The sequence below is a fragment of the Paracoccus isoporae genome (genome assembly GCF_900101865.1).
GTDB lineage: Bacteria > Pseudomonadota > Alphaproteobacteria > Rhodobacterales > Rhodobacteraceae > Paracoccus > Paracoccus isoporae.
This window is the reverse complement of record NZ_FNAH01000003.1, coordinates 112,604-132,787: the sequence shown is the minus strand read 5'-3', so window position 1 is coordinate 132,787 and position 20,184 is coordinate 112,604. Positions and strand designations below refer to the sequence as shown.

Here is a 20,184-nt window from a genome sequence, read left to right as displayed (position 1 = left end):
TGCAAGGCGCGAATAACGGCGTGAGGGACACAGGCCATGGCACAGAATGACGCAACCGAGCACGAACACGGCACGATGGATATTCGCGAGCATGAAAAGATGTTCGCCGGCTTCGTGAAATTCGCCACCTGGTCCGCCGTGTTGTCGCTCGGGGTCCTGGTGTTTCTGGCGCTGACGAACGCCTGATGCTGCGGCGCGTTCTGATCGCCCTGGCGCTGCCATTGTTTCTGGCCGCCTGCGGTGCCGACAACAAATGGGCCAGCGACGAGGCCGTGCGTGCGGTGCAGTACCGTTCGGACGAACAGCCGTCGATCTCGCTCATCACGGTGATCGGGCTGGCGCGGGGCGAGGGCGGCCATTCGGCGCTGATGATCAATGCCAGCCAGCGGGTGATCTTCGACCCCGCCGGCAGCTTCGTCCATCCGCGCGCGCCCGAACGCCATGACGTTCTCTATGGCATCACGCCGGAGATGCGGAATGTCTATATCGACTACCATGCCCGGAACCTGCCGCGAGAGCGTTACTACGTGACGCTGGACACCGTGCCGGTCACGGCCGAGGTGGCCGAGAGCGCCCTGCGCGCGGCGCAGGGCAATGGCCCGGTCGGCAAGGCGTTCTGCGCGGTGGGCAGCTCAGCCGTGCTGCGATCCACACCGGGCTTCGAGGGCGCGCCAAGCGGGTTCAGCCCGCTGCGCCTGCGCGACTGGTTCCTGACCCTGCCGGGCGTTCAGTCCACCCAGTTCCTCGACGACGATCCGCGGCTGGTTCACGGCGATCTGCTGCAGATGAAGGACGGCTCGATCGAGGCCTATGACAGGTAAAGCCCGATCGCCAGCGTGACTGCGCCGGCGATGATGGCGGCAAGCGCATTGCGCGCAACGAGGCCGGTGATCACCGTGACGATTGCCGCGGCCAGGCGGGCCGGGTCGGTCTGGCCTTCCGTTGCCGCCGGCCAGAGCACCAGCGGCGCGGCCAAGGCGGGCAGCACCGCGACGGCGGTGTAGCGCAGCATCCTCAGCACCCATTCCGGCATCGGACGATTGCCGATCGCGCCCAGAAAGCTGTAGCGCAGGAAGAACGTGCCGATGGCCACCGACAGGATGATCAGCCAGATCTCGAAACTGCCATAGCCGGGCATCACGCGCTGTCCCTTCTGCGGATCATCATGGTCTCCACCCCGGCGCCGGTCAGCATCGCCAGCAGCGCGGCGATCATCGGCCCGACGCCCGCAGGCAGCCCCACCAGCAACAGCGAGACGATCACGGCCACGCTGGCCGCCGCCACATGGGCGGGCGTCCGCAGCGCCGGCGCGATCATCGCGAGGAAGGTGATCGGCACGGCGAAATCCAGCGGAATGCTGTCCGGGATCGCGCGGCCGAACACCGCGCCCGCGAGGCTGCACGAGACCCAGGCCCCGCACATCACCAGCGAGGTGCCCGCGAAATAGCCGAGCCTCTGCGGCAGGCTCAGCCGCGGCGCGTTCTGATAGTAATCGATCGACAGGACATAGGTCTGATCGATCAGCGCATAGGCAATGGCTGCGCGGGTCGGTTGCGAGGCGGTGCCCAGCCACGGCACCATGGAGGCCGAATACATCGCCATGCGCAGGTTGACTGCCAGCGATGACAGGATGACCAGCCAGACCGGGGCCTGATCGGTCATCAACTGCACTGCGGTGAATTGCGATGCGCCGGCGAAGACCAGGATGGTGAAGCCCATCGTCTCGGCCAGGTCGAACCCTGCCGCGGTCGCCACCACCCCGAACAGCAGCCCGAACGGCGCGATCACCAGCAAGAAGGGCAGCGATTGCAACGCGCCGTGCCGCAGGCTCTGCATGGGTGTGCGCGACAGGGCGCGGCTGCGGGCCTGTTCCTGTGCGCGGTCCCTGCGCGAAAGGGCGGGTGTCGGTATCGGCATGACGTTCACTGGGTCAGGGGTCAGGAGGCAACCATATCGGCGTCGCGATCAGGCGCAAGCCGATGCGCCGGGTTCGGCTCGGCTCATCCCTCCTCCTGCCCGAACAACCCCGCCGCCCGCGCCATCAGCATGAAGGCCCGCGCCGAGCGGGTCTCTGCCAGCCAGACGATCTCGTCATCCGAGAGGCGCGGCAGCAGCGCGGTCGCGCCGCGGTCGAACAGCCGCAGGAAATGATGCACCGCATCGCGGAACACGTCATCGCTGCGCATGGCGACCACCGCGGCCTCCAGCATTTGCGGGTCGTGAACCGCGCCGACGCCGGAGACGGCCTGACCCCGCTGCCCCTCGGCAAACCGGCGCCAGGCGGCAGCATCGGCCGGGGCCGGCTCCAGATCGTCGGTATAGATGCCGCGATCGGCCAGCAGTGTCACCACGTCCTGCGCGCTGCGGATCAGCCGCGCATGGTCGGGATCGCGCAGCGCATCGCGCAGCGCCGCGATGGCCGCGGCATCATCCGGGCCGTCGGGAAAGTTCAGCGCGCGCAGGACCGTCTCGGCGGGCAGATCCACCGGCTCCGGCGCATCGAAGCCGAGGCTGGACTGGCGCGGTTCCTCGCGGCGGACGGGCGGAGGCGCCGCCGCACGCTCGCGGGTGGCGGCAGGCGGCGCAGGGCGCGGCGGGGGCGCGGCAAGCCTTGGCGTTGCCGTCTCGGGCGCCGCAGCTTCCGCCCCGCCGCGCGGCGGCTCACGGCGCAGGAGGTGATGCTCCAGCGACGCGCGCAAGTCCTGCGCCTCGTCACCGAGTGCCTGCACGGAATGGGCGAGCCGCACGGCGACCCAGATCAGCGCCACCGGCATCAGCGCCGCGACAATGGACACCCAGCGGCCCGGCCCGTCTCCGGCACCGCCCGAGGTCAGCCAGAACAGCAGCAGCATCACCAGCCACAGCGCCGTCAGCGCCGCACCGATGATGGTGGCCCGCCCGGCCTTGTCCCGTCCGCCGCGCCAGTCCGGCATCACGCGAACCGGACCGACAGGATCTCGTAGCTGCGCAGCCCGCCGGGCGTCTGCACATCGACGCTGTCGCCCTCTTCCTTGCCGATCAGCGCCCGTGCCAACGGCGAGCGCATGTTCAGCAGCCCTTTTTCCAGGCTGGCCTCGTGCTCACCGACGATCTGGTAGGTCTTCTCTTCCTCGGTATCCTCGTCCAGCAGGACCACCTTGGCGCCGAACTTGATGCTGCCCGACAGCTTCGAGGGGTCGATCACCTCGGCGCGCGACAGCACCTGCTCCAGCTCCTTGATGCGGCCCTCGATGAAGCTCTGCTTCTCGCGGGCGGAATGATATTCGGCATTTTCCGACAGATCGCCATGCGACCGCGCCTCGGCAATGGCCGCGATGATCGCCGGCCGCTCGGTGCCCTTGAGATCGCGCAGTTCGCCGTCGAGCTGTTCATATCCGGCGCGCGTCATGGGGATCTTTTCCATCGTCTTTCCTGCTTCTGCTGCGTCTGCCGCCGCCCCGCCAACGGCGGCACGCGGCGTGGTCTAGGACAACGCCCCCGCCAAACAAATGGCAGGGGCGCGGGGTTCCGTTGTCCCCCAGCGTTCCATCATCCGCGCGGGCAATGCAAGGGAAACAGTCCGGTGTGCGCGTCCCGCCGCCGAATCTTGATGCTTTCCGCACCCGATCCCGCCGCCATGTTTACGAAGATTGCGCTAACGTCTTGCTGCAGCGCCGCGTAATCATTGCCGGGCGGGGTCTCAGGGTCTAGAAATGCGGAAGCAAATGCGAGCGGAGGCAAGCCAGATGACCGAGCAGGACAACGCAGTCGAACGCGAGTCGATGGATTTCGACGTTGTGATCGTGGGGGGCGGACCTGCGGGGCTTTCCGCGGCGATCCGGCTCAAGCAGATCAACGAAGATCTGAACGTGGTCGTGCTGGAAAAAGGCTCCGAGATCGGGGCGCATATCCTGTCCGGCGCGGTGCTGGACCCGTCGGGTCTGGATGCGCTGATCCCCGACTGGCGCGACAAGGGCGCCCCGGTGACGCAGGAGGTCACGGAGGATAATTTCTACATTCTCGGGGAGTCCGGCCAGATGCGGGTGCCGAACTGGCCGATGCCGCCTCTGATGAACAATCACGGCAATTACATCGTCTCGATGGGCAACGTCACCCGCTGGCTGGCCGAGCAGGCCGAGGCGATGGGCGTGGAAATCTTTCCCGGCATGGCCTGTTCCGCGCTCGTGCTGGATGGCGAGCGCGTGGCCGGGGTCGTCGCGGGCGAGATGGGGCTGAATGCCGACGGCACGCCCGGCGCGCAATATGAACCCGGCATGGAGCTGCGCGGGAAATACGTGATGCTGGCCGAGGGGGTGCGCGGCTCGCTCTCCAAGGAGGTGATCGCCAGATACAACCTCTCGGACGGGCATGAGCCGCAGAAATTCGGGCTCGGCATGAAGGAGATCTGGGAAATCGACCCGGAGAAGTTCAAGCCCGGCACCGTCACCCACACGATGGGCTGGCCGCTCGGCAAGAATGCCGGCGGCGGCAGCTTCATCTATCATTTCGAGAACAATCAGGTGTTGGTCGGCTTCGTCGTACACCTGAACTACGCCAACCCCTATCTCTATCCCTATATGGAGTTCCAGCGGTTCAAGCATCACCCGATGGTGGCCGAACTGCTGGAGGGCGGCAAGCGCGTCGCCTATGGCGCGCGGGCCATCACCGAAGGCGGCTGGCAGTCGCTGCCGAAGCTGAGTTTCCCCGGCGGCGTCCTTCTGGGCTGTTCGGCGGGGATGGTGAACGTGCCGCGCATCAAGGGCAATCACAACGCCATGCTGTCGGGCATCGCCGCCGCAAACGCTGCGGCCGCTGCCATCGCAGAGGGGCGCGAGGGCGACGAGCTGACCGCTTACGAAGACGATATCCGCTCCGGTCCGGTCGCGGCGGATCTCAAGAAGGTGCGCAACGTCAAGCCGATCTGGTCGCGCATGGGGCTTTGGGCCAGCCTCGCGCTTGGCGGGTTCGACATGTGGGTGGCCAACCTGACCGGCTGGAATCCCCTCGGGTCGTGGAAACACTGCAAGACCGACGCGCAGGCCACCGGCAAGGCGGCGGATTACCCGAAGATCGACTATCCCAAACCCGACGGCAAGCTCAGCTTCGACCGGCTGACCAATGTCAGTTTCAGCTTCACCAATCACGAGGAAAGCCAGCCCTCGCATCTGAAGCTGAAGGATCCCTCCGTCCCGATCGAGATCAACCTGCCCGAATATGCCGAGCCTGCGCAGCGCTATTGCCCGGCAGGCGTCTATGAGGTGGTGGGCGAGGGCGACGAGGCCCGGTTCCAGATCAATTTCCAGAACTGCGTCCATTGCAAGACCTGCGACATCAAGGACCCGTCGCAGAACATCGTCTGGACAACACCACAGGGTGCGGACGGGCCGAACTACCCGAATATGTGATGGCGGCGGGCGACACGGCGCCCGGTCCCGGCGTTGCGTGTCCGCGGTGGCGGGGATAGGGTCGTGCCGACACGGAATACCGGATCGGACCTGATGAAGCTTCTGCACCTTCTCGCCCTTGCATGTCTGGCCGCGGCGCCGGCCGCGCTGCCGACATCCATGCCGGCCTGGGCGCAGGATTCGACCCCGCCGCCACCGCGCCCCGACCGGGACACGACCCAGGATGCCGCGACGGAGCCCGCCGAGGCAGAGGCGCCACCGGATACATCCGCGCCCCTGACCCGCGATCTCGTCGGGCCGTATCTGGCGGCGCGCACGGCGGCGATGGAGAATGATTTCGAGGCTGCGGCTGAGTATTACCTCCGTGCGTTGGCGCAGGATCCGTCCTCCAGCTATCTCAATGACAGCGCGCTCGTGACGCTGCTTGCCTCGGGCCAGATCGACCGCGCCTTCGGCCTGATCGACGAGCGGATAGATGCGGGCGGGGCGGGGATCTCGTCGCGCCTCGTCGAGCTTGTCACGCGTGCGCGGGCGGCGCAGGACGAGGATTGGGAGGGGCTGCTCGCGGCCCTGGACGCAACCGGGCCGGGTGATCCGCAGGGCCCCGAAGTGCTGCTCGACGGGATGTTGCGGGGCTGGGCCCTGCTGGGCCTGGGCCGCGCCGCCGATGCCGATGCCGCGTTCGAGCGTGTGCGGGCGATCCCCGGCACGGGCGAGCTGGTCGATTACAACATGGCGCTGGCAAAGGCTCTGGTCGGTGACTTCGAATCCGCCGCGGCCCTGCTGGAGAGCGACGCGCCCGATCAGAACATCATGTCCGCCGTGGTCGAGGCGCAGGTGCTGGCCCAGATCGACCGGCGGGACGAGGCGCTGCAGAAGCTGGACGATGTGGCCGGGATCGCAATCGACGGCGTGGCGGAGGATCTGGCCGACCGGCTCCGGCAGGGCGAGCCGGTGGCCTTCGACGTGGTGCAGAACCCGCGCGACGGCGTGGCCCAGGTCTATCTGACCTTCGCCACGCTGCTGGCCAATGACGTCGATCCGAACCCGCTGGCGCTGATCCATGCCCGCATGGCCAGCTATGTCGCGCCCGACATGGCCGATGCCCGGCTGATGGTGGCGCAGATGCTGCAATCGGTGGGCCAGTTCGATGCCGCCGAGGCGCAGTTCGACAAGCTGCGCGAACAGGACCAGATGCGCCCCACTGCCGAGCTGGTGCGGATCGACGCGCTTGCCCGTGCGGATCGGATGGGCGATGCGGAAAAGGCGGCGTTGGCGCTGACCGCGGCCCATCCCGAGTTGCCCGAGGGCTGGATCGCGCTTGGCGATCTGATGCGGCAGCAGGAAAAATGGGCCCAGGCGGTTCCGGCCTATGACAAGGCCGTGGCGCTGATCGACCCGGCCGACACCGATGCGCTGTGGTTCCCGCGCTATGCCCGCGCCATCGCCCTGGAGCGGCTGGGGGATTTTCCGCGCGCCGAAGCCGATCTGCGCGCGGCGCTGGCAATCCAGCCGAACAACGCGCAGATGCTGAATTACCTGGGCTATTCCTATGTCGATCGGGGCGAGAATCTCGATGAGGCCTTGGAGTTGATCGAACGCGCCGTGCGGCTCTCGCCGGATGACGGCTATATCCTCGATTCGCTCGGCTGGGCGCTGTACCGGCTTGGCCGCTACCGCGAGGCGGTGGAGCCGCAGGAACGCGCCGTCGCGCTGATGAGCAACGATTCGCTGGTGAATGACCATCTGGGCGATATCTACTGGCAGGTCGGCCGCAAGCGCGAGGCGGAAATCCAGTGGAGCCGGGCGCTGAGTTTCGGCCCCGAAACCGAGGAAGATTCGCAGCGAATCCGGGCGAAATTGCAGCGTGGGCTGGATGCGGTGCTGGCGGAGGAGGCGGCGAATGGGGGGCGTTTGCCGTCGGAGCCAGGCGCGGCCGAGCGTTCCGCGACCGAATGAGCGTCACGGAAGTCGCGCCGGCCAAGCTGAATTTGGCGCTGCATGTCACCGGGCAGAGGCCGGACGGGTATCACCTGCTCGACTCGCTGGTGGTGTTTGCGGCGGCGGGGGATAAGCTGACGCTGGATGCGGGGCCGCTGAGCCTGTCGGTGGACGGCCCCTTTGCCAGCGGATTGGACGAGGACGACAATCTTTGCCTGAAGGCTGCGCGGCTGGCGGGCGGACAGGCGGCGATCCGGCTGACCAAGACCCTGCCCGTCGCCGCCGGGATCGGCGGCGGCTCGGCGGATGCGGCGGCGGTGCTGCGCGGGCTGGCGCGGATGGGCGTGCCGATCCCGGACGCCACCGAGCGGCTGGGGGCGGATCTGCCGGTCTGCCTGGCCGCGCGCCCGGCCCGGATGCGCGGCGTGGGCGAGATCATCGAGCCCGTGCCGGAGATGCCGGATCTGCGGCTGGTGCTGGTCAATCCGCGCGTCGAGATGCCCACCCCGCAAGTCTTCAGCGCCTTGCAGCGCAAGGACAATGCGCCCTTGCCCGCAATGCCCGACCGCTTCGACCTGCCCGCACTCGTTGCCTATCTTCAGACCTGCCGCAACGATCTGGAGGCGCCGGCGATCACGCTCTGCCCCCAGATCGCCACGGTGCTGCGGGAATTGCGCGACGCGGGTGCGCTGCTGGCGCGGATGTCCGGCTCTGGCGCGACCTGTTTCGGGATTTTCACCGATGCAAGCGCGGCGGGGCTGGCCGCCTATCGCATTGGTGCGGCGCATGAAAACTGGTGGGTGACGGCAACGGGACTCGCGCCGCCGCCGCAGCCGGTCTAACCTGCGGGCAGGAGGTGCCGCGATGCTGAGACTCGGCGTGAATATCGATCATGTGGCGACGGTGCGCAATGCGCGCGGCACGCCCTGGCCGGACCCGCTCAGGGCCGCGCAACTGGCGGAAGAAGCGGGCGCGGACGGCATCACCGCCCATCTGCGCGAGGATCGTCGCCATATCAGCGACGCCGATATTGATGCGCTGATGGCGGGGCTGCGCCTGCCCTTGAACCTGGAAATGGCGGCGACGGCGGAGATGCAGACCATCGCGCTGCGCCACACGCCGCATGCGGTCTGCCTGGTGCCCGAAAAGCGCGAGGAGCGCACTACCGAGGGCGGGCTGGACGTGGCGGGCAACGAGAATGCGCTTGGCCATTACATCGAGCCGTTGCGGTCGGCGGGCTGTCGGGTCTCGCTGTTCATCGGCCATGAGCCGGCCCAGATCCGGGCCGCCGCGCGGATCGGGGCGGCGGTGGTGGAACTGCATACCGGCGCCTATTGCGATTTCGACACGGAGGGCCGGATTGCGGAGCGCGATGCGGAACTCGACGGGCTGCGCGAGGGCGCGGCGCTGGCGGACTCGCTGGGGCTGGAGGTCCATGCGGGCCACGGGCTGACCTTCGACACGGTCGGCCCCATCGCCGCGATTCCGCAGGTGAAGGAGCTGAATATCGGCCATTTCCTGATCGCGGAATCGCTGTTCATCGGCCTGCCCGCCGCGGTGCAGGAGATGCGCCGCCGCATGGACGAGGCGCGCGGTGCGTAAGCGCCGCCGGGCCTGTGCCGCTGCGTTCCCGGCGGGCGCGCGATGATTCTGGGAATCGGCACGGATCTGGCCAATATCGAGCGGATCCGGGGCGTGCTGGACCGCCACGGCGACCGGTTCCGCAACCGTGTCTTTACCGAGCGCGAACTGGCCAAGGCCGCGCGCCGCAAGGACGAGGCCGGCACGCTGGCGAAGCGGTGGGCAGCCAAGGAAGCCTGTTCCAAGGCGCTTGGGACCGGGCTGGCAATGGGCATAAGCTGGCGCGATATGTCGGTCTCCAACCTGCGCAGCGGCCAGCCGGTGATGCATCTGACCGGATGGGCGGCGGAGCGGCTGGACAAGATGACACCAACTGACCATGAGGCGGTGGTTCACGTCACGCTGACCGACGATCACCCCTGGGCGCAGGCCTTCGTGCTGATCGAGGCGCTGCCGAAATCCGGCTGAAAAACCGCCCGCACAGCGCGTACACCGCGCGTACACAGGCTGTACACCGGATGTACACCGACAGGTTAACGCGCCCCGAACGGCACACGCTGCCGACACGGAACATACGGCGGCTCCGCGACGTTGAGCGACACCGCCGCAGTTACCGGAATGAACGATGTACAAGCCTGCCAGCTATCCCGATCTGTCCCCTTACCTGATCGTCAGCGATGCCGGTGCGGTGCTGGAGTTCGCGCAGAGCGTCTTCGGTGCCGAGGCGCTGCGCGTGCAGCGTGGCGAGGATGGCGAGGTCATCCATGCCGAGACCCGGATCGGCGACAGCGTGGTGATGGTCGGGCAGGCCGATCTTGGCGGCGGCGCGCATCTGCATCTCTATCTCGACGATCCCGAGGCGGTCTATGCGCGGGCGCTCTCGGCCGGGGCGGAGGCGGTGCAGCCGCTGGAGCCGCAGAAGGATGGCGACCGGCGGGGCGGGTTCCGCGATCCGTCCGGAACGACCTGGTGGGTGGCGAGCGCGGGCTGATCCGTCAGGCCGCCTGCGCGACGCATATATCGTGGCGCGAGACCGGCAGGCTCACTCCGGGCGCAGGGCGGTCTTCATCCGCGCGGCGCGACGCCGGGCGCGGGCGGATTGCAGCAGCGACCATGAATAGATTGCCAGTGCCAGCCAGATCATCGGGAAGGCGATCAGCTTGGCGCCGTCGAAGGGCTCTCCGAACATCAGCACGGCGATGAAGAACACCATGGTCGGGGTGAGATACTGCATGATCCCGATGGTCGAGAGGCGCAGCAGCTTGGCGCCGTTGGCGTAGAACATCAGCGGGATGGCCGTGACCGGGCCGCAGCCGATCAGCAGCAGCGTGTCCTGCCAGTTGCGCCCGAAATGCCCCGCCCCCTGCATCTGCAACCAGATCAGATAGGCAAGCGCGGGCAGGAAGAGCAGCATCACCTCCAGCGTGAAGCCCTGGTTGGGGCCGAGCGGCAGGGACCGCTTGAAGAACGCATAGAACCCCCAGGAGAAGGTCAGCCCGACGGCCACGGCGGGCAGGCTGCCGGTCTCCACCGTCAGGATGGCCACCGCCGCCGCCGCCAGCAGCACCGCGCCGATCTGCATCCGGGTCAGCCGCTCGCCCAGCAGAAGTGCGGCCAGCGTCACCGAGAAGAGCGGGTTGATATAATACCCCAACGCCGCCTCGATGGCGCGGTCATTGGCGATGGACCAGACATAGATCAGCCAGTTCACGGTGATGAGCACCGCCGTCAGCCCGGCCATCAGCAGCAGGCGCGGCCTTGCGATGGCGGCGCGGATGTCATCGGTGCGGCGCTGCGCGAGCAGCACCGCCCCGGCGATGGGCAGCGACCAGATGACGCGATGGGCGATCACCTCCTGCGGCGGGATATGGGCGAGCGCCTTCATGTAGAGCGGCAGCACCCCCCAGAGCCCGTAGGCGCCAAGGGCGAAGAGAAAGCCTTTCGGCGAATCAGCGGGCTGCGGCGCGGGTTCCATGACGCTGTTGTTACCGTGGCCGGATCGGAATGGGCAGGGGGAGTCTTGCCGATGCGCGGGGCGGGTTTCGGCGGTTCGGCACTCATCCCCGGCGGGTGCGGTTGATGTTGCGGGCGGGATGCGCAGATTGACCGCGGCGGCACGCAAGCCGCATCAATGTTGAGGTTTGATATGTTCAAGACAACCGCTCTCGCCCTGGGTCTCGCCCTGACTGCTGGCCTGGCCCATGCGCAGGATGGCGCCGCGCAGGATCCCGATATGGCGGTGTCCGCCGCGCGCAATCAGTTGGGCGTGCTGGAATATTGCCAGGCGCAGGGGCACATCGACGGTGCGGCCATCGAGACGCAGACCGAGCTGCTGGCGATGATGCCCGCCGCCAGCGACGAGGCCGCAGCCGAGGAGGCCTATGCCAAGGGGCAGGACGGCATGGTCAGCGCCATGGGCGTCGAGCAGTCGCTGGCCGATGCGGCATCCCAGCAGGGCGCGGACGAGGCGGCGCTGTGCGGCCAGCTTGCCTCGCTGGTGGTGCAGGCCGGTGAGCAGGTGCCGGCGGAATAAGTCGCGCCCAACCTCCCACCACGGCGTCGCCGGGCCTGTCAGGTTTCCGGCGGTGCCTGGGGGCGCGCGGGGTTCGGAGCGGGCAGAAGTCGGCCCCGAACCCTAATCGCCACCCCGCAGCCCCGGCGCGGGCGGGGCGGGCTTTCCGGCGCGCGCCTCTCGGTGCAGCACGTAGAGCCCGGAACCCAGCACGATCACCGTGCCCAGCAGGGTCAGCGGGTCCAGCACCTCGCCAAAGGCCAGGTAGCCGACGATCACCGCGCCGAGGATCTCGAGATACTGGAACGGCGCCAGCACGCTCGCCTCGCTGTGCTTGAAGGCGAAGGTGATGAGCAGGAAGGTCAGCGCGATCATCGCGCCGGAGGCCAGCAGGAAGACAAGCGCCCAGACCGGCAGCCCGGTCAGCGAGACGGGCGATGCCCCGCCGAGGGCTGTGCGGATCAGCGCCGCCGCCACCAGCACGATCATGCCAAGCACCGACGCGCCGAGCTGGAAGCTGAAGGGCGAGACATGGCGCGTGCCCTTGCGGGTGACGATCATGTTCAGCGCGAAGGCCAGGGCGGCGATCAGCGGCAGGATCACCGCCGCGCCGAACTCCGCCAGGTTCGGCCGCAGGATAATCAGCGTGCCGCAGAGCCCCACCGCCGCCGCCGCATAGCGGCGCGGGCCGGGGGTTTCGCCCAGAAACACCCCTGCCAGCAGCATCAGCAGCAGCGGCTCGACAAAGAAGATCGCGATGGTGGTGGCGATGGGCATGGTCTGGAACGCGGTGATGAGCGACAGCGCCACCACCGCCGTCAGCACGCCCGACAGGATCGACCATCCCGACAGGGAAGGCCCGCCCGCGAAACCGCGCAGCAGCGGTAGCGCCAGCCACAGCAGCGCCACCTGGATAACCGCCCGGATCGCGGCAATCTGGATCGGGTCCATGATGCTGGTCAGCGATTTGGTCAGCGCGTCGCCCGCGGGCAGCAGAAACATCGCCAGGCTCATCGCGGCGATGCCGGGCAGGGCGGAGGCGGTTGTCGCGGGGCGTCGATCTGGGTTGGGCATGGTGCTTTCCGGCGCAGATGCCGGAGCAGTCGGCATCATGCGGTTGATGGTTTTCGGCGTCGTTCTGCCGTGGCCGGGGTTAGGGTGCGGGCGGGCGGCATGTCAAGGCGCGCGCTATCCCAGCCCGTCCTCGTCCAGCAGGGTGCGGCCGTCGCGGCTTTCGATCTCGATCACCCAGAGATCGGGGTCGAAACCTGCTTCGCGGTTGATCGCGGCGTCGATCTCGGCCTCGGGACCGGCGCTGATGCGGGTCCAGGGCCGGGTGTCGCTCTCGAAATTCCATTCGCGCCGCCAGAGCGTCGCCTGCCCGTCCAGCGTGGCGCATTTGACCAGCACCGCGCCCGCCGTGTCGTCGCCGTGGCGCAGCACATAGGCGGGGAGATTGGCCAGACCCAGCCGGGTCAGATAGGCCCCGACCCAGACATGCGCCGCCAGCCGTTCAGCCATCGTTGAAATCGAGACCCATTTCGGTGAATCGCTCCGCCTCGTTCAGCCAGTTCTCGCGCAGCTTGACGGTCAGGAACAGATGGACGGGGCGGCCGAGAAAATCGGTCAGCTCCTCGCGGGCGGCCTTGCCGACGGCGCGGATGGTTTCGCCCTTATGGCCCAGCACGATGCCCTTGTGACCGGCGCGGGCGACATAGACGATCTGATCGATGCGGGCGCTGCCGTCCTTGCGGTCCTCCCACGCCTCGGTTTCGACGGTGAGCTGATAGGGCAGTTCTTCGTGCAGGCGCAGGGTCAGCTTCTCGCGGGTGATCTCGGCGGCGATCATGCGCATGGGCAGATCGGCCAGTTGATCCTCGGGGTAGAGCCACGGGCCTTCGGGGACGGTTTCGGCCAGGTATTTGCGCAGCGCGTCGGTGCCGCGGCCTTTCTGGGCCGAGATCATGAAGGTCTGGGCGAAGGGATAGGCCTCATTCATCTGCTGGGTCAGGGACAGCAGGATTTCGGGGTTCACCCGGTCGATCTTGTTGATCGCCAGCGCCGCGGGGCGGTCGCCCGCCGTTTCGCGCAGATTGTCGAGGATCTGCTGGACCCCGTCGGTCAGGCCGCGATGCGCCTCGATCAGCAGGACGATCACATCGGCATCCGACACCCCGCCCCATGCGGCGGCGACCATCGAGCGGTCGAGCCGGCGGCGCGGGCGGAAAATGCCGGGCGTGTCGACAAAGACAAGCTGCGCCGCGCCCTCCATCGCGATGCCGCGGATGCGGGCGCGGGTGGTCTGGACCTTGTGGGTGACGATGGAGACCTTGGCGCCGACCATCTGGTTCAGCAGGGTGGATTTCCCGGCATTGGGTTCGCCGATCAGGGCGATGAAGCCGGCGCGGGTCTGGGTGTGGTCATCGGTCATGGGTTGGGGTCCGGTGATGGAGGTGGCGCCGCGACAGGGGGCGGCTTGGGGGAAACGGGGCGGCGGGCCGGGGCGGTGCGTCGCCACGCATGGGCGGTCGGCAGATCGCGTGCGGGCCGTGCAGATCGCCGCTCACGCCCCGATCTCCGCCAGCATCGTCCGGGCGGCTTGCTGTTCGATGCTGCGCTTGGTGCCCTTGCCGCGGGCGACGGCGCGGCGGCCGTTTTCCAGCGCCACGGTGATCTCGAATTCCGGGGCGTGGTCGGGGCCGCTTCGATCGGTGACGCTGTATTGCGGCGGGCTCATCCCGTTGGCCTGCGCCCATTCCTGAAGCGCGGTCTTGGCGTCGCGGGCGTCGTCTTCGACATTGTCGAGCCGCCCGGCCCACAGGGTCAGGATCACGGTCTGCGCCGCATCGAACCCGGCATCGAGATAGATGGCGGCCAGCACCGCCTCCATCGCGTCGGCCAGCAACGCCTCCTTGCGGCGGCCGCCGGACATCATCTCGGAACGGCCGAGCTTCAGCACCTCGCCCAGCCCGATCTCGCGGGCGATCTCGGCGCAGGTCTCGCCGCGCACCAGCGTGTTGTAGCGCGGCGCCAACTGGCCTTCGGTGGCGCTGCGGTCGGCGGCGAACAGCGCCTCGGCCACGGTCAGGCCCAGCACCCGGTCACCCAGGAATTCGAGCCGCTGGTTGTGCGGCCGCGTCGGCGAGGCGACGGAGCCGTGGGTCAGCGCCTGGATCAGCAGTTCGGGGCGCGCGAAGTCGTGGCCCAGCCGGGCCATGAAGCCGCGCAGCTCGGCCGAGACCTTCAATTCACCGCCTTGAAGAAGCGGTCGGGGCGCCAGGTCCAGAAGAACAGCATCGAGCGCCCGGCCGAGGAGAACATGATCCGGTCGGCCCGACCGATCAGATATTCCGCCGGCACGAAGCCCAGCCCGCCGGTCACGGCCGGGAAGCGCGAATCCTCGGAGTTGTCGCGGTTGTCGCCCATGAAGAAATAATGCCCCTCCGGCACGGTGAAGACCGGGGTGTTGTCGGCGATCCAGCCATCGGTGATGTTCAGCACGCTGTGGCTGCGCCCGTCGGGCAGGTTCTCGGTCAGCCGCTCCTTGACGCAGGCGCCGCCTTCGGGGACCGGGTCATTGCTGCAGCGCGGGGTCAGCCGGTGCGAGCCCTGCGGGGCCTTTTCCTCGATGAAATCGGGTTCTTCCTCGTAGCTGACCGGGTTTTCGTTGATGAACAGCCGCCCCTCGCGCATCTGCACCCGGTCGCCCGGCAGGCCGATGACGCGCTTGATGAAATCGACGCCGCGGGTCGGGTGGCGGAACACGGCCACGTCGCCGCGCTCGGGCTGGGATTCGAGGATGCGGCCCTCGATCGGGCACATGGAGAAGGGGCAGGAGACAGCCGAGTAGCCGTAGGCCATCTTGTTGACGAACAGGAAATCCCCGATCAGCAGCGTGTCCTTCATGCTGCCCGAGGGGATCCAGAAGGGCTGGAAGAACAGGGTGCGGAAGATCCCCGCGATGACGAGCGCCCAGAACACGGTCTTGACCGTTTCCCAGAGACCTTCCTTCTTTTCGCTGCGCGCCATCGGCATTCCTTCGGATTTTCGTCTCCGGGCTGAATGGTGCCGGGGGGGGCGAAAGTCAAGCGAACTGCCCGGATGCGGGCGCGGGATGCGGGCGCATAGCGGCGGGGAGTCAGGCGGTTGGCGCGAAACACAGCGCCAGCAGCCGGGCCGGGTCCGGCACCGCAGCCGCCCCGGCGAAGCGGCCGCGCGGGCCGCCGAGCCTTGTCGCGATGAAGGCGGCGGGCAGGGCGTGGTCGATCCGCCCGTCCTGCGCATGGCGGATGAGGATCGCGGCGCTGAGCAGAAGCCCGGTCCGTTCGACGAATTGCCGCGCCTCCGCCTCGGCAGGTTGCGCCCGCCAGTCGTGGCGATAGGACGCAAGCGCGCGGTCGAACCCAGCATCGAGGCCGCGCGCGGCATCAAGTTCCTGATCCAGCATCTCCGCTGCGCCGGGCGCGCGGGCGAGGCTGCGCAGCACGTCGAGGCAGATGACATTGCCCGATCCTTCCCAGATCCCGTTCAGCGGTGCCTCGCGATACAGAAGCGGCAGGGGGCCGTCCTCGATATAGCCGATGCCGCCAAGCGCCTCCATCGCCTCGGCCACGACCAAGGGGCAGAGCTTGTTCGACAGGTATTTGGCGATGGCGACGCCGATCCGGGCGAAGGCGCGGTCCTGTGGCCCGGCACCGTCGAAGCTGCGCGCGACATGCAGCGACAGCGCCAGGCTGCCCAGCCAGTCCAGCGTCAGATCCGCCAGCACCGCCTGCATCAGGGGCTGGTCGATCAGCGTCTTCTGGAACACGCGGCGATGGCTGGCCCAGCGATGCGCCTCGGTCAGGGCGGCGCGCATCAGCCCGGCGGGGGCCAACGCGGTATCCAGCCGGGTGTGGTGGACCATGTCGAGGATCACGCGCACCCCGTCCCCGTCCGCGCCCAGAAGATGCGCCTGCGCGCCGCGATACTCGATTTCCGCCGAGGCATTGGCGCGGTTGCCGAGCTTTTTTTTCAGCCGCTGAATTTCGATGGCGTTGCGGCCGGTCTCCAGCCAGCGGGGGACGAGGAAGCAGCTCAGCCCCTGGGCGGTCTGCGCCAGCTTCAGGAACCCGTCCGACATCGGGGCAGAGCAGAACCATTTATGCCCTGAGAGCCGCCACAGATCGCCATCCGGCTGCGCCTGCGTGGTGTTGGCGCGCAGATCCGAGCCGCCCTGCTTTTCTGTCATCGCCATGCCGATCGTGGCGCCGTGTTTCTCGGCAACGGGCCGGATCGCGGGATCGTAGCGGCGCGAGGCGATGGCGCGGGTCCAGTCCTCTAGCCCCGGCATCCGGCGCAGGACCGGGGCTGCGGCATAGGTCATGGTCAGCGGACAGCAATGCCCCGGCTCGACCTGGCTGGCCAGATAGACCATCGCCGCATGGGACAGATGCCCGCACGGCGCATCCTCCCACGCGATCGCGGCATAGCCTGCTTCGGTCGAGAGCTGCATGAGCTGGTGATAGGCGGGGTGAAACCGCACCTCGTCCAGCCTGCGCCCGCCCGTGTCGAAGATCACCGCCTCGGGCGGGTGGTCATTGGCCTGCCGTGCGGCGTCGCGCAGCGCCTGCGTGCCCAAGCTGCGCGCATAGGGGGCGATCTGATCGGTCCGTGCGTCGCTGCCGGTCAGGAATGCCCGAAGCAGCGGATCATCGGCCCAGAGATCGCGGTCGCCCGGCGGGGGCGGCTGGTTTGTCACCTCATGCGTCGCGAGATCGCTGCGTGCTGGCATCATGGCCCCGGCCCCCTTCCCAAGCGGTGCTGTTTGCCAGCATAGCGCAGCGCGCGGCGACGCGATCAGCCGGGCCGTCGTGACGTTGCGTTGCGCCGCGCGGAAGCGGCGCGGTCGAGATCGGAGCGCGCCGCGGCGGTGATCCGGCCGGACCAGTCGGCGGGCCAGTCCTCGGGCCAGGCGGGGGCGGGGATGCCGCGCTGTGCTTCGCAGCGCGCCAGCCGTTCCTCGGCGGCGGGGATGTAGTCGCGGGTGACAGGGACCGAATCGACGCGGTGGGCAAGCTGGATCTGGAACACCACCATGCCGCCTTCGCGAAACGCCGCCTCGCTGCCGGCCAGGTAGAACTCCCACATCCGGCAGAACGCCTCGTCATAGAGCGCCTTCGCCTCGTCGCGCCGCGCCATGAAGGCCGCGCGCCAGGCCTTGAGGGTTTCGGCGTAATGCAGCCGCAGCACCTCGGTATCGGTCACGATCAGCCCGGAGCGTTCCACCGATTGCAGGATCTCGGACATGGCCGGGATATAGCCGCCGGGGAAGATATAGCGGCGCAGGAACGGGTTGGTGGCGCCGGGCGGGTTGGCGCGCCCGATCGTGTGCAGCAGCATCACCCCGCCGGGGCGCAGCATGGCGGCGCATTTGCGGAAATAGGCGTCGAAATGGTTGATGCCGACATGCTCGAACATGCCGACCGAGACGATGCGGTCGAAATCGCGGTCAATCTCGCGGTAATCCTGGATGCGGAAATCCACCTGGCCGGCCAGATCCTCCCGCACCACGCGGCGGCGGGCGACGGCAAGCTGTTCGTCCGACAGCGTCACCCCGTCCACCCGTGCGCCTGCCACCCGCGCCAGATAGAGGCCCAGGCCGCCCCAGCCGCAGCCGATATCGAGCAGCTCCATGCCGTCCTCGATCATCAGCTTGGCGGCGATGTGGCGCTTTTTCAGCAATTGCGCCTCGTCCAGCGGCAGATCGGGGCCGGGGTAATAGGCGCAGGAATACTGCATGTCGGGGTCGAGAAACATTCGGTAGAGCCGGGCTGACAGGTCGTAATGGCGCTGCACATTGCCGCGCGCCCGCAGCCTTGTGTTGATCTGCTGGAAGCGGCGGGTGACGATGCGCATCCGCTCGAAGGCCTGCATCCAGGCGGCGGGCATCAGCGCGCGACCGGCATTGGCATAGCCGAGCATGATGAGGTCATAGACCGTGCCTTCGAGCAGGTCGATCTCGCCCTCCATATAGGCTTCACCGAATTTCAGCGCCGGGTTGGTGGCGATGGCGCGTTCCGCGGCCTTGCTGTGCAGACGGACCACCAGGCGGGGACCGGTGCCGTCGCCGTAATCATGGCGCGCGCCGCTGTGGTCGATCACCGTCAGATGGCCGGTTTTGACAAATTTCCCGAGAAAGCTGCGCAGCAATGCATACATCCGAAACCCCCGTCATACCGTTCAACCCGCACCCTGAACCGTGATGCGGCGCGGTGATGTCGCCCCGGCCCGGTCCCGCGCCCGGCCGCTGGTCCGCCGGGTGCTCTGGTTGTCAACTATTCACCGATGCGTGAGGAAAGGCCACGCCCTGTGTCCCGCGTGCCGCGCGATGGGCGGAACCCTGCGCCTTCGGGATCGGGGTCAGAACGGTGCGGGGGCCGAGAAGCCGATCTGCACGCCGCTGTCGGGATGGCGGATGCGCAGCGATTCGGCGTGGAGCATCAGACGCGGGTGATCCGCCGCCGCGCCGGTGGCATAGAGCGGATCGCCCAGGATCGGGTGGCCGGTCTCTGACATGTGGACGCGGAGCTGGTGGCTGCGCCCGGTGAGCGGGAAGAGCCGGATGCGGGTCTCGGCCTCGCTTGCGCGGATCACGCGCCAGTCGGTGCGCGCGGGGCGGCCGTGCTCGGGGTCGACCTTCTGGCGCGGGCGGTTGGGCCAGTCGACGGTCAGCGGCAGATCGACGGTGCCGGTTTTCTCGGCCACGCGGCCCGAGAGCCGGGCGAGATAGGCTTTCTTCACCCGCCGCTCCTCGAACTGCTTCGACAGGTGGCGCTGCGCATGCGGCGTCAGCGCAAAGACCATCACCCCGGAGGTGTCCATGTCCAGCCGGTGCACCAGAAGCACGGTGGGAAACGGGCCGCGCAGCCGGTGGATGAGGCAATCGGCCTTCTCGGCGCTGCGGCCGGGGACGGAGAGCAGCCCGGCCTGCTTGTTCACCACCAGGATCTCGTGGTCGTGGTGCAGGATCTCGGGGGGGTCCGGGGGCGGTGCGTAGGGGGTCAGCCTCACTTCGCGACCATGCGGACGGCCAGCCCGGCAAAGATCACCGCCGCCAGCTTGTTCATCATGCCCAGATGCCGCCCCAGCCGCAGACCCAGCCAGCCCGCGACGACGCCGTAGCCGATGGTCACCAGCGTGCCGGTGGCGGCGAAGATCAGCCCCAGCCCCAGGATCTGCTGCCAGATCGGGCCGTAGGAGACATGGGTGAATTGCGGCAGGAAGGCCAGCAGGAACAGCACCGGCTTGGGGTTGAGCATGTTGGAAAGCGCGCCGCGCCGCAGGATGCGCCACAGGCTTTCCGGTGCCGGGCGGGCCGGGCCGTGCGGGGTGGCGTGCCAGCTTTGCCAGGCCAGGAACAGCAGATAGGCCGCGCCCGCATATTTGATCAGCCGCAACAGGCCCGGATGGGCGGCCACCACCGCGCCCAGACCGATCGTGGCCAGCGTCAGGTGGAACAGCACCCCGATGCCCACGCCAAGCCCTGCCACCGCGCCCGCGCGCGGCCCGCCCTTGATCCCGCAAGCCGAGGCGAACAGCACGTCCTGCCCCGGCGCGAGGTTGAGCAGCAGCCCGCCGGTGACGAAGGTCACAAGCTGCGCGGTCGGAATATTGGCGATGGCGTCCCAGATCATGGGCCGAGGATTAACGCGACCCGGCGCGCTTGGCGAGGGGGTGCGGCGTGGCTTGTCATTCACCCCGGCGCGCGGGAAGATCCGCGGCGAC

Annotated in this window: 23 protein-coding genes; 9 read left to right on the top strand and 14 right to left on the bottom strand. The window is 68.1% G+C overall.

The window, feature by feature from the left end; all coding sequences use genetic code 11:
• Window positions 1–36: 36 nt before the first annotated feature.
• Together BLT73_RS06960 and BLT73_RS06955 are read left to right on the top strand one after the other, a co-directional pair.
• Window positions 37–186, top strand: coding sequence for an aa3-type cytochrome c oxidase subunit IV (locus BLT73_RS06960; protein ID WP_090522189.1), 150 nt, complete (start codon window positions 37–39; stop codon window positions 184–186).
• The gene (locus tag BLT73_RS06955) at window positions 186–821 is read left to right on the top strand and encodes a hypothetical protein (RefSeq protein WP_090522187.1); all 636 of its coding nucleotides are present in this window, start codon (window positions 186–188) and stop codon (window positions 819–821) included. The genes BLT73_RS06960 and BLT73_RS06955 overlap by 1 nt, the downstream gene beginning before the upstream one ends.
• Here BLT73_RS06955 and BLT73_RS06950 read toward each other — a convergent pair.
• The 4 genes from BLT73_RS06950 to greA form a co-directional block, all read right to left on the bottom strand.
• Window positions 809–1,138 (bottom strand): AzlD domain-containing protein, encoded by a 330-nt coding sequence (locus tag BLT73_RS06950; protein ID WP_090522186.1) that lies wholly within the window; start codon window positions 1,136–1,138, stop codon window positions 809–811. The genes BLT73_RS06955 and BLT73_RS06950 overlap by 13 nt on opposite strands.
• Window positions 1,138–1,917: an AzlC family ABC transporter permease gene (locus BLT73_RS06945; RefSeq protein WP_090522183.1), complete on the bottom strand. Its 780-nt coding sequence runs from the start codon at window positions 1,915–1,917 to the stop codon at window positions 1,138–1,140. Before BLT73_RS06945 ends, BLT73_RS06950 begins: the two co-directional genes overlap by 1 nt.
• Window positions 1,918–2,000: 83 nt before the next feature.
• Window positions 2,001–2,933: a hypothetical protein gene (locus BLT73_RS06940; protein ID WP_090522181.1), complete on the bottom strand. Its 933-nt coding sequence runs from the start codon at window positions 2,931–2,933 to the stop codon at window positions 2,001–2,003.
• Window positions 2,933–3,403: a transcription elongation factor GreA gene (greA, locus tag BLT73_RS06935; RefSeq protein ID WP_090522179.1), complete on the bottom strand. Its 471-nt coding sequence runs from the start codon at window positions 3,401–3,403 to the stop codon at window positions 2,933–2,935. The genes BLT73_RS06940 and greA overlap by 1 nt, the downstream gene beginning before the upstream one ends.
• Before the next feature lie 322 nt (window positions 3,404–3,725).
• Here greA and BLT73_RS06930 point away from each other — a divergent pair, with 322 nt between their 5' ends.
• From BLT73_RS06930 to BLT73_RS06905, 6 genes are all read left to right on the top strand, one after another.
• Window positions 3,726–5,384: an electron transfer flavoprotein-ubiquinone oxidoreductase gene (locus tag BLT73_RS06930; RefSeq protein WP_090522560.1), complete on the top strand. Its 1,659-nt coding sequence runs from the start codon at window positions 3,726–3,728 to the stop codon at window positions 5,382–5,384.
• Window positions 5,385–5,477: 93 nt separating this feature from the next.
• Complete coding sequence (locus BLT73_RS06925) at window positions 5,478–7,343, top strand: tetratricopeptide repeat protein (RefSeq protein ID WP_090522177.1); 1,866 nt, start codon at window positions 5,478–5,480, stop codon at window positions 7,341–7,343.
• Window positions 7,340–8,167 (top strand): 4-(cytidine 5'-diphospho)-2-C-methyl-D-erythritol kinase, encoded by an 828-nt coding sequence (locus BLT73_RS06920; protein ID WP_090522175.1) that lies wholly within the window; start codon window positions 7,340–7,342, stop codon window positions 8,165–8,167. Before BLT73_RS06925 ends, BLT73_RS06920 begins: the two co-directional genes overlap by 4 nt.
• Window positions 8,168–8,189: 22 nt before the next feature.
• Window positions 8,190–8,927 carry a pyridoxine 5'-phosphate synthase gene (locus BLT73_RS06915; protein WP_090522173.1) on the top strand — a complete coding sequence of 246 codons (738 nt, stop codon included), beginning with the start codon at window positions 8,190–8,192 and terminating at the stop codon, window positions 8,925–8,927.
• Between the two features lie 42 nt (window positions 8,928–8,969).
• Window positions 8,970–9,374 (top strand): holo-ACP synthase, encoded by a 405-nt coding sequence (gene acpS, locus BLT73_RS06910; protein WP_090522171.1) that lies wholly within the window; start codon window positions 8,970–8,972, stop codon window positions 9,372–9,374.
• A 157-nt stretch (window positions 9,375–9,531) separates the two neighbouring features.
• Entirely contained in the window at window positions 9,532–9,897 is a 366-nt protein-coding gene (locus BLT73_RS06905) for a VOC family protein (protein WP_090522169.1), read from the top strand.
• 51 nt (window positions 9,898–9,948) lie between these two features.
• On the opposite strand, the gene rarD is transcribed toward BLT73_RS06905, so the two are convergent.
• A complete protein-coding gene (gene rarD, locus BLT73_RS06900; RefSeq protein ID WP_090522167.1) occupies window positions 9,949–10,881 on the bottom strand; it encodes an EamA family transporter RarD in 933 nt (310 codons plus the stop codon).
• A 171-nt stretch (window positions 10,882–11,052) separates the two neighbouring features.
• Between rarD and BLT73_RS06895 the strand changes: the two genes are divergently transcribed.
• Complete coding sequence (locus BLT73_RS06895) at window positions 11,053–11,439, top strand: pore-forming ESAT-6 family protein (RefSeq protein WP_090522165.1); 387 nt, start codon at window positions 11,053–11,055, stop codon at window positions 11,437–11,439.
• 102 nt (window positions 11,440–11,541) lie between these two features.
• Here the strand turns inward: BLT73_RS06895 and BLT73_RS06890 are convergent, their stop codons facing one another.
• The 9 genes from BLT73_RS06890 to BLT73_RS06850 all read right to left on the bottom strand — a co-directional run bounded on the left by BLT73_RS06890 (window position 11,542) and on the right by BLT73_RS06850 (window position 20,093).
• Window positions 11,542–12,492, bottom strand: coding sequence for a DMT family transporter (locus tag BLT73_RS06890; protein WP_090522163.1), 951 nt, complete (start codon window positions 12,490–12,492; stop codon window positions 11,542–11,544).
• Between the two features lie 114 nt (window positions 12,493–12,606).
• Window positions 12,607–12,939 (bottom strand): DUF1491 family protein, encoded by a 333-nt coding sequence (locus BLT73_RS06885; protein WP_090522161.1) that lies wholly within the window; start codon window positions 12,937–12,939, stop codon window positions 12,607–12,609.
• On the bottom strand, window positions 12,932–13,849 hold the full coding sequence (era, locus tag BLT73_RS06880) for a GTPase Era (RefSeq protein ID WP_090522158.1): 918 nt from the start codon (window positions 13,847–13,849) through the stop codon (window positions 12,932–12,934). Before era ends, BLT73_RS06885 begins: the two co-directional genes overlap by 8 nt.
• 132 nt (window positions 13,850–13,981) lie before the next feature.
• Entirely contained in the window at window positions 13,982–14,665 is a 684-nt protein-coding gene (gene rnc / locus BLT73_RS06875; protein ID WP_090522156.1) for a ribonuclease III, read from the bottom strand.
• Complete coding sequence (lepB, locus tag BLT73_RS06870; protein WP_090522558.1) at window positions 14,662–15,447, bottom strand: signal peptidase I; 786 nt, start codon at window positions 15,445–15,447, stop codon at window positions 14,662–14,664. Before lepB ends, rnc begins: the two co-directional genes overlap by 4 nt.
• A gap of 109 nt (window positions 15,448–15,556) precedes the next feature.
• Window positions 15,557–17,194 carry an acyl-CoA dehydrogenase family protein gene (locus BLT73_RS06865; RefSeq protein ID WP_090522154.1) on the bottom strand — a complete coding sequence of 546 codons (1,638 nt, stop codon included), beginning with the start codon at window positions 17,192–17,194 and terminating at the stop codon, window positions 15,557–15,559.
• Window positions 17,195–17,256: 62 nt separating this feature from the next.
• Window positions 17,257–18,618 carry a cyclopropane fatty acid synthase gene (locus BLT73_RS06860; protein WP_090522153.1) on the bottom strand — a complete coding sequence of 454 codons (1,362 nt, stop codon included), beginning with the start codon at window positions 18,616–18,618 and terminating at the stop codon, window positions 17,257–17,259.
• A 201-nt stretch (window positions 18,619–18,819) separates the two neighbouring features.
• Window positions 18,820–19,464, bottom strand: coding sequence for an RluA family pseudouridine synthase (locus tag BLT73_RS06855; protein WP_090522556.1), 645 nt, complete (start codon window positions 19,462–19,464; stop codon window positions 18,820–18,822).
• 2 nt (window positions 19,465–19,466) lie between these two features.
• Entirely contained in the window at window positions 19,467–20,093 is a 627-nt protein-coding gene (locus BLT73_RS06850) for a LysE family translocator (protein WP_090522151.1), read from the bottom strand.
• Between the last annotated feature and the right edge of the window lie 91 nt (window positions 20,094–20,184).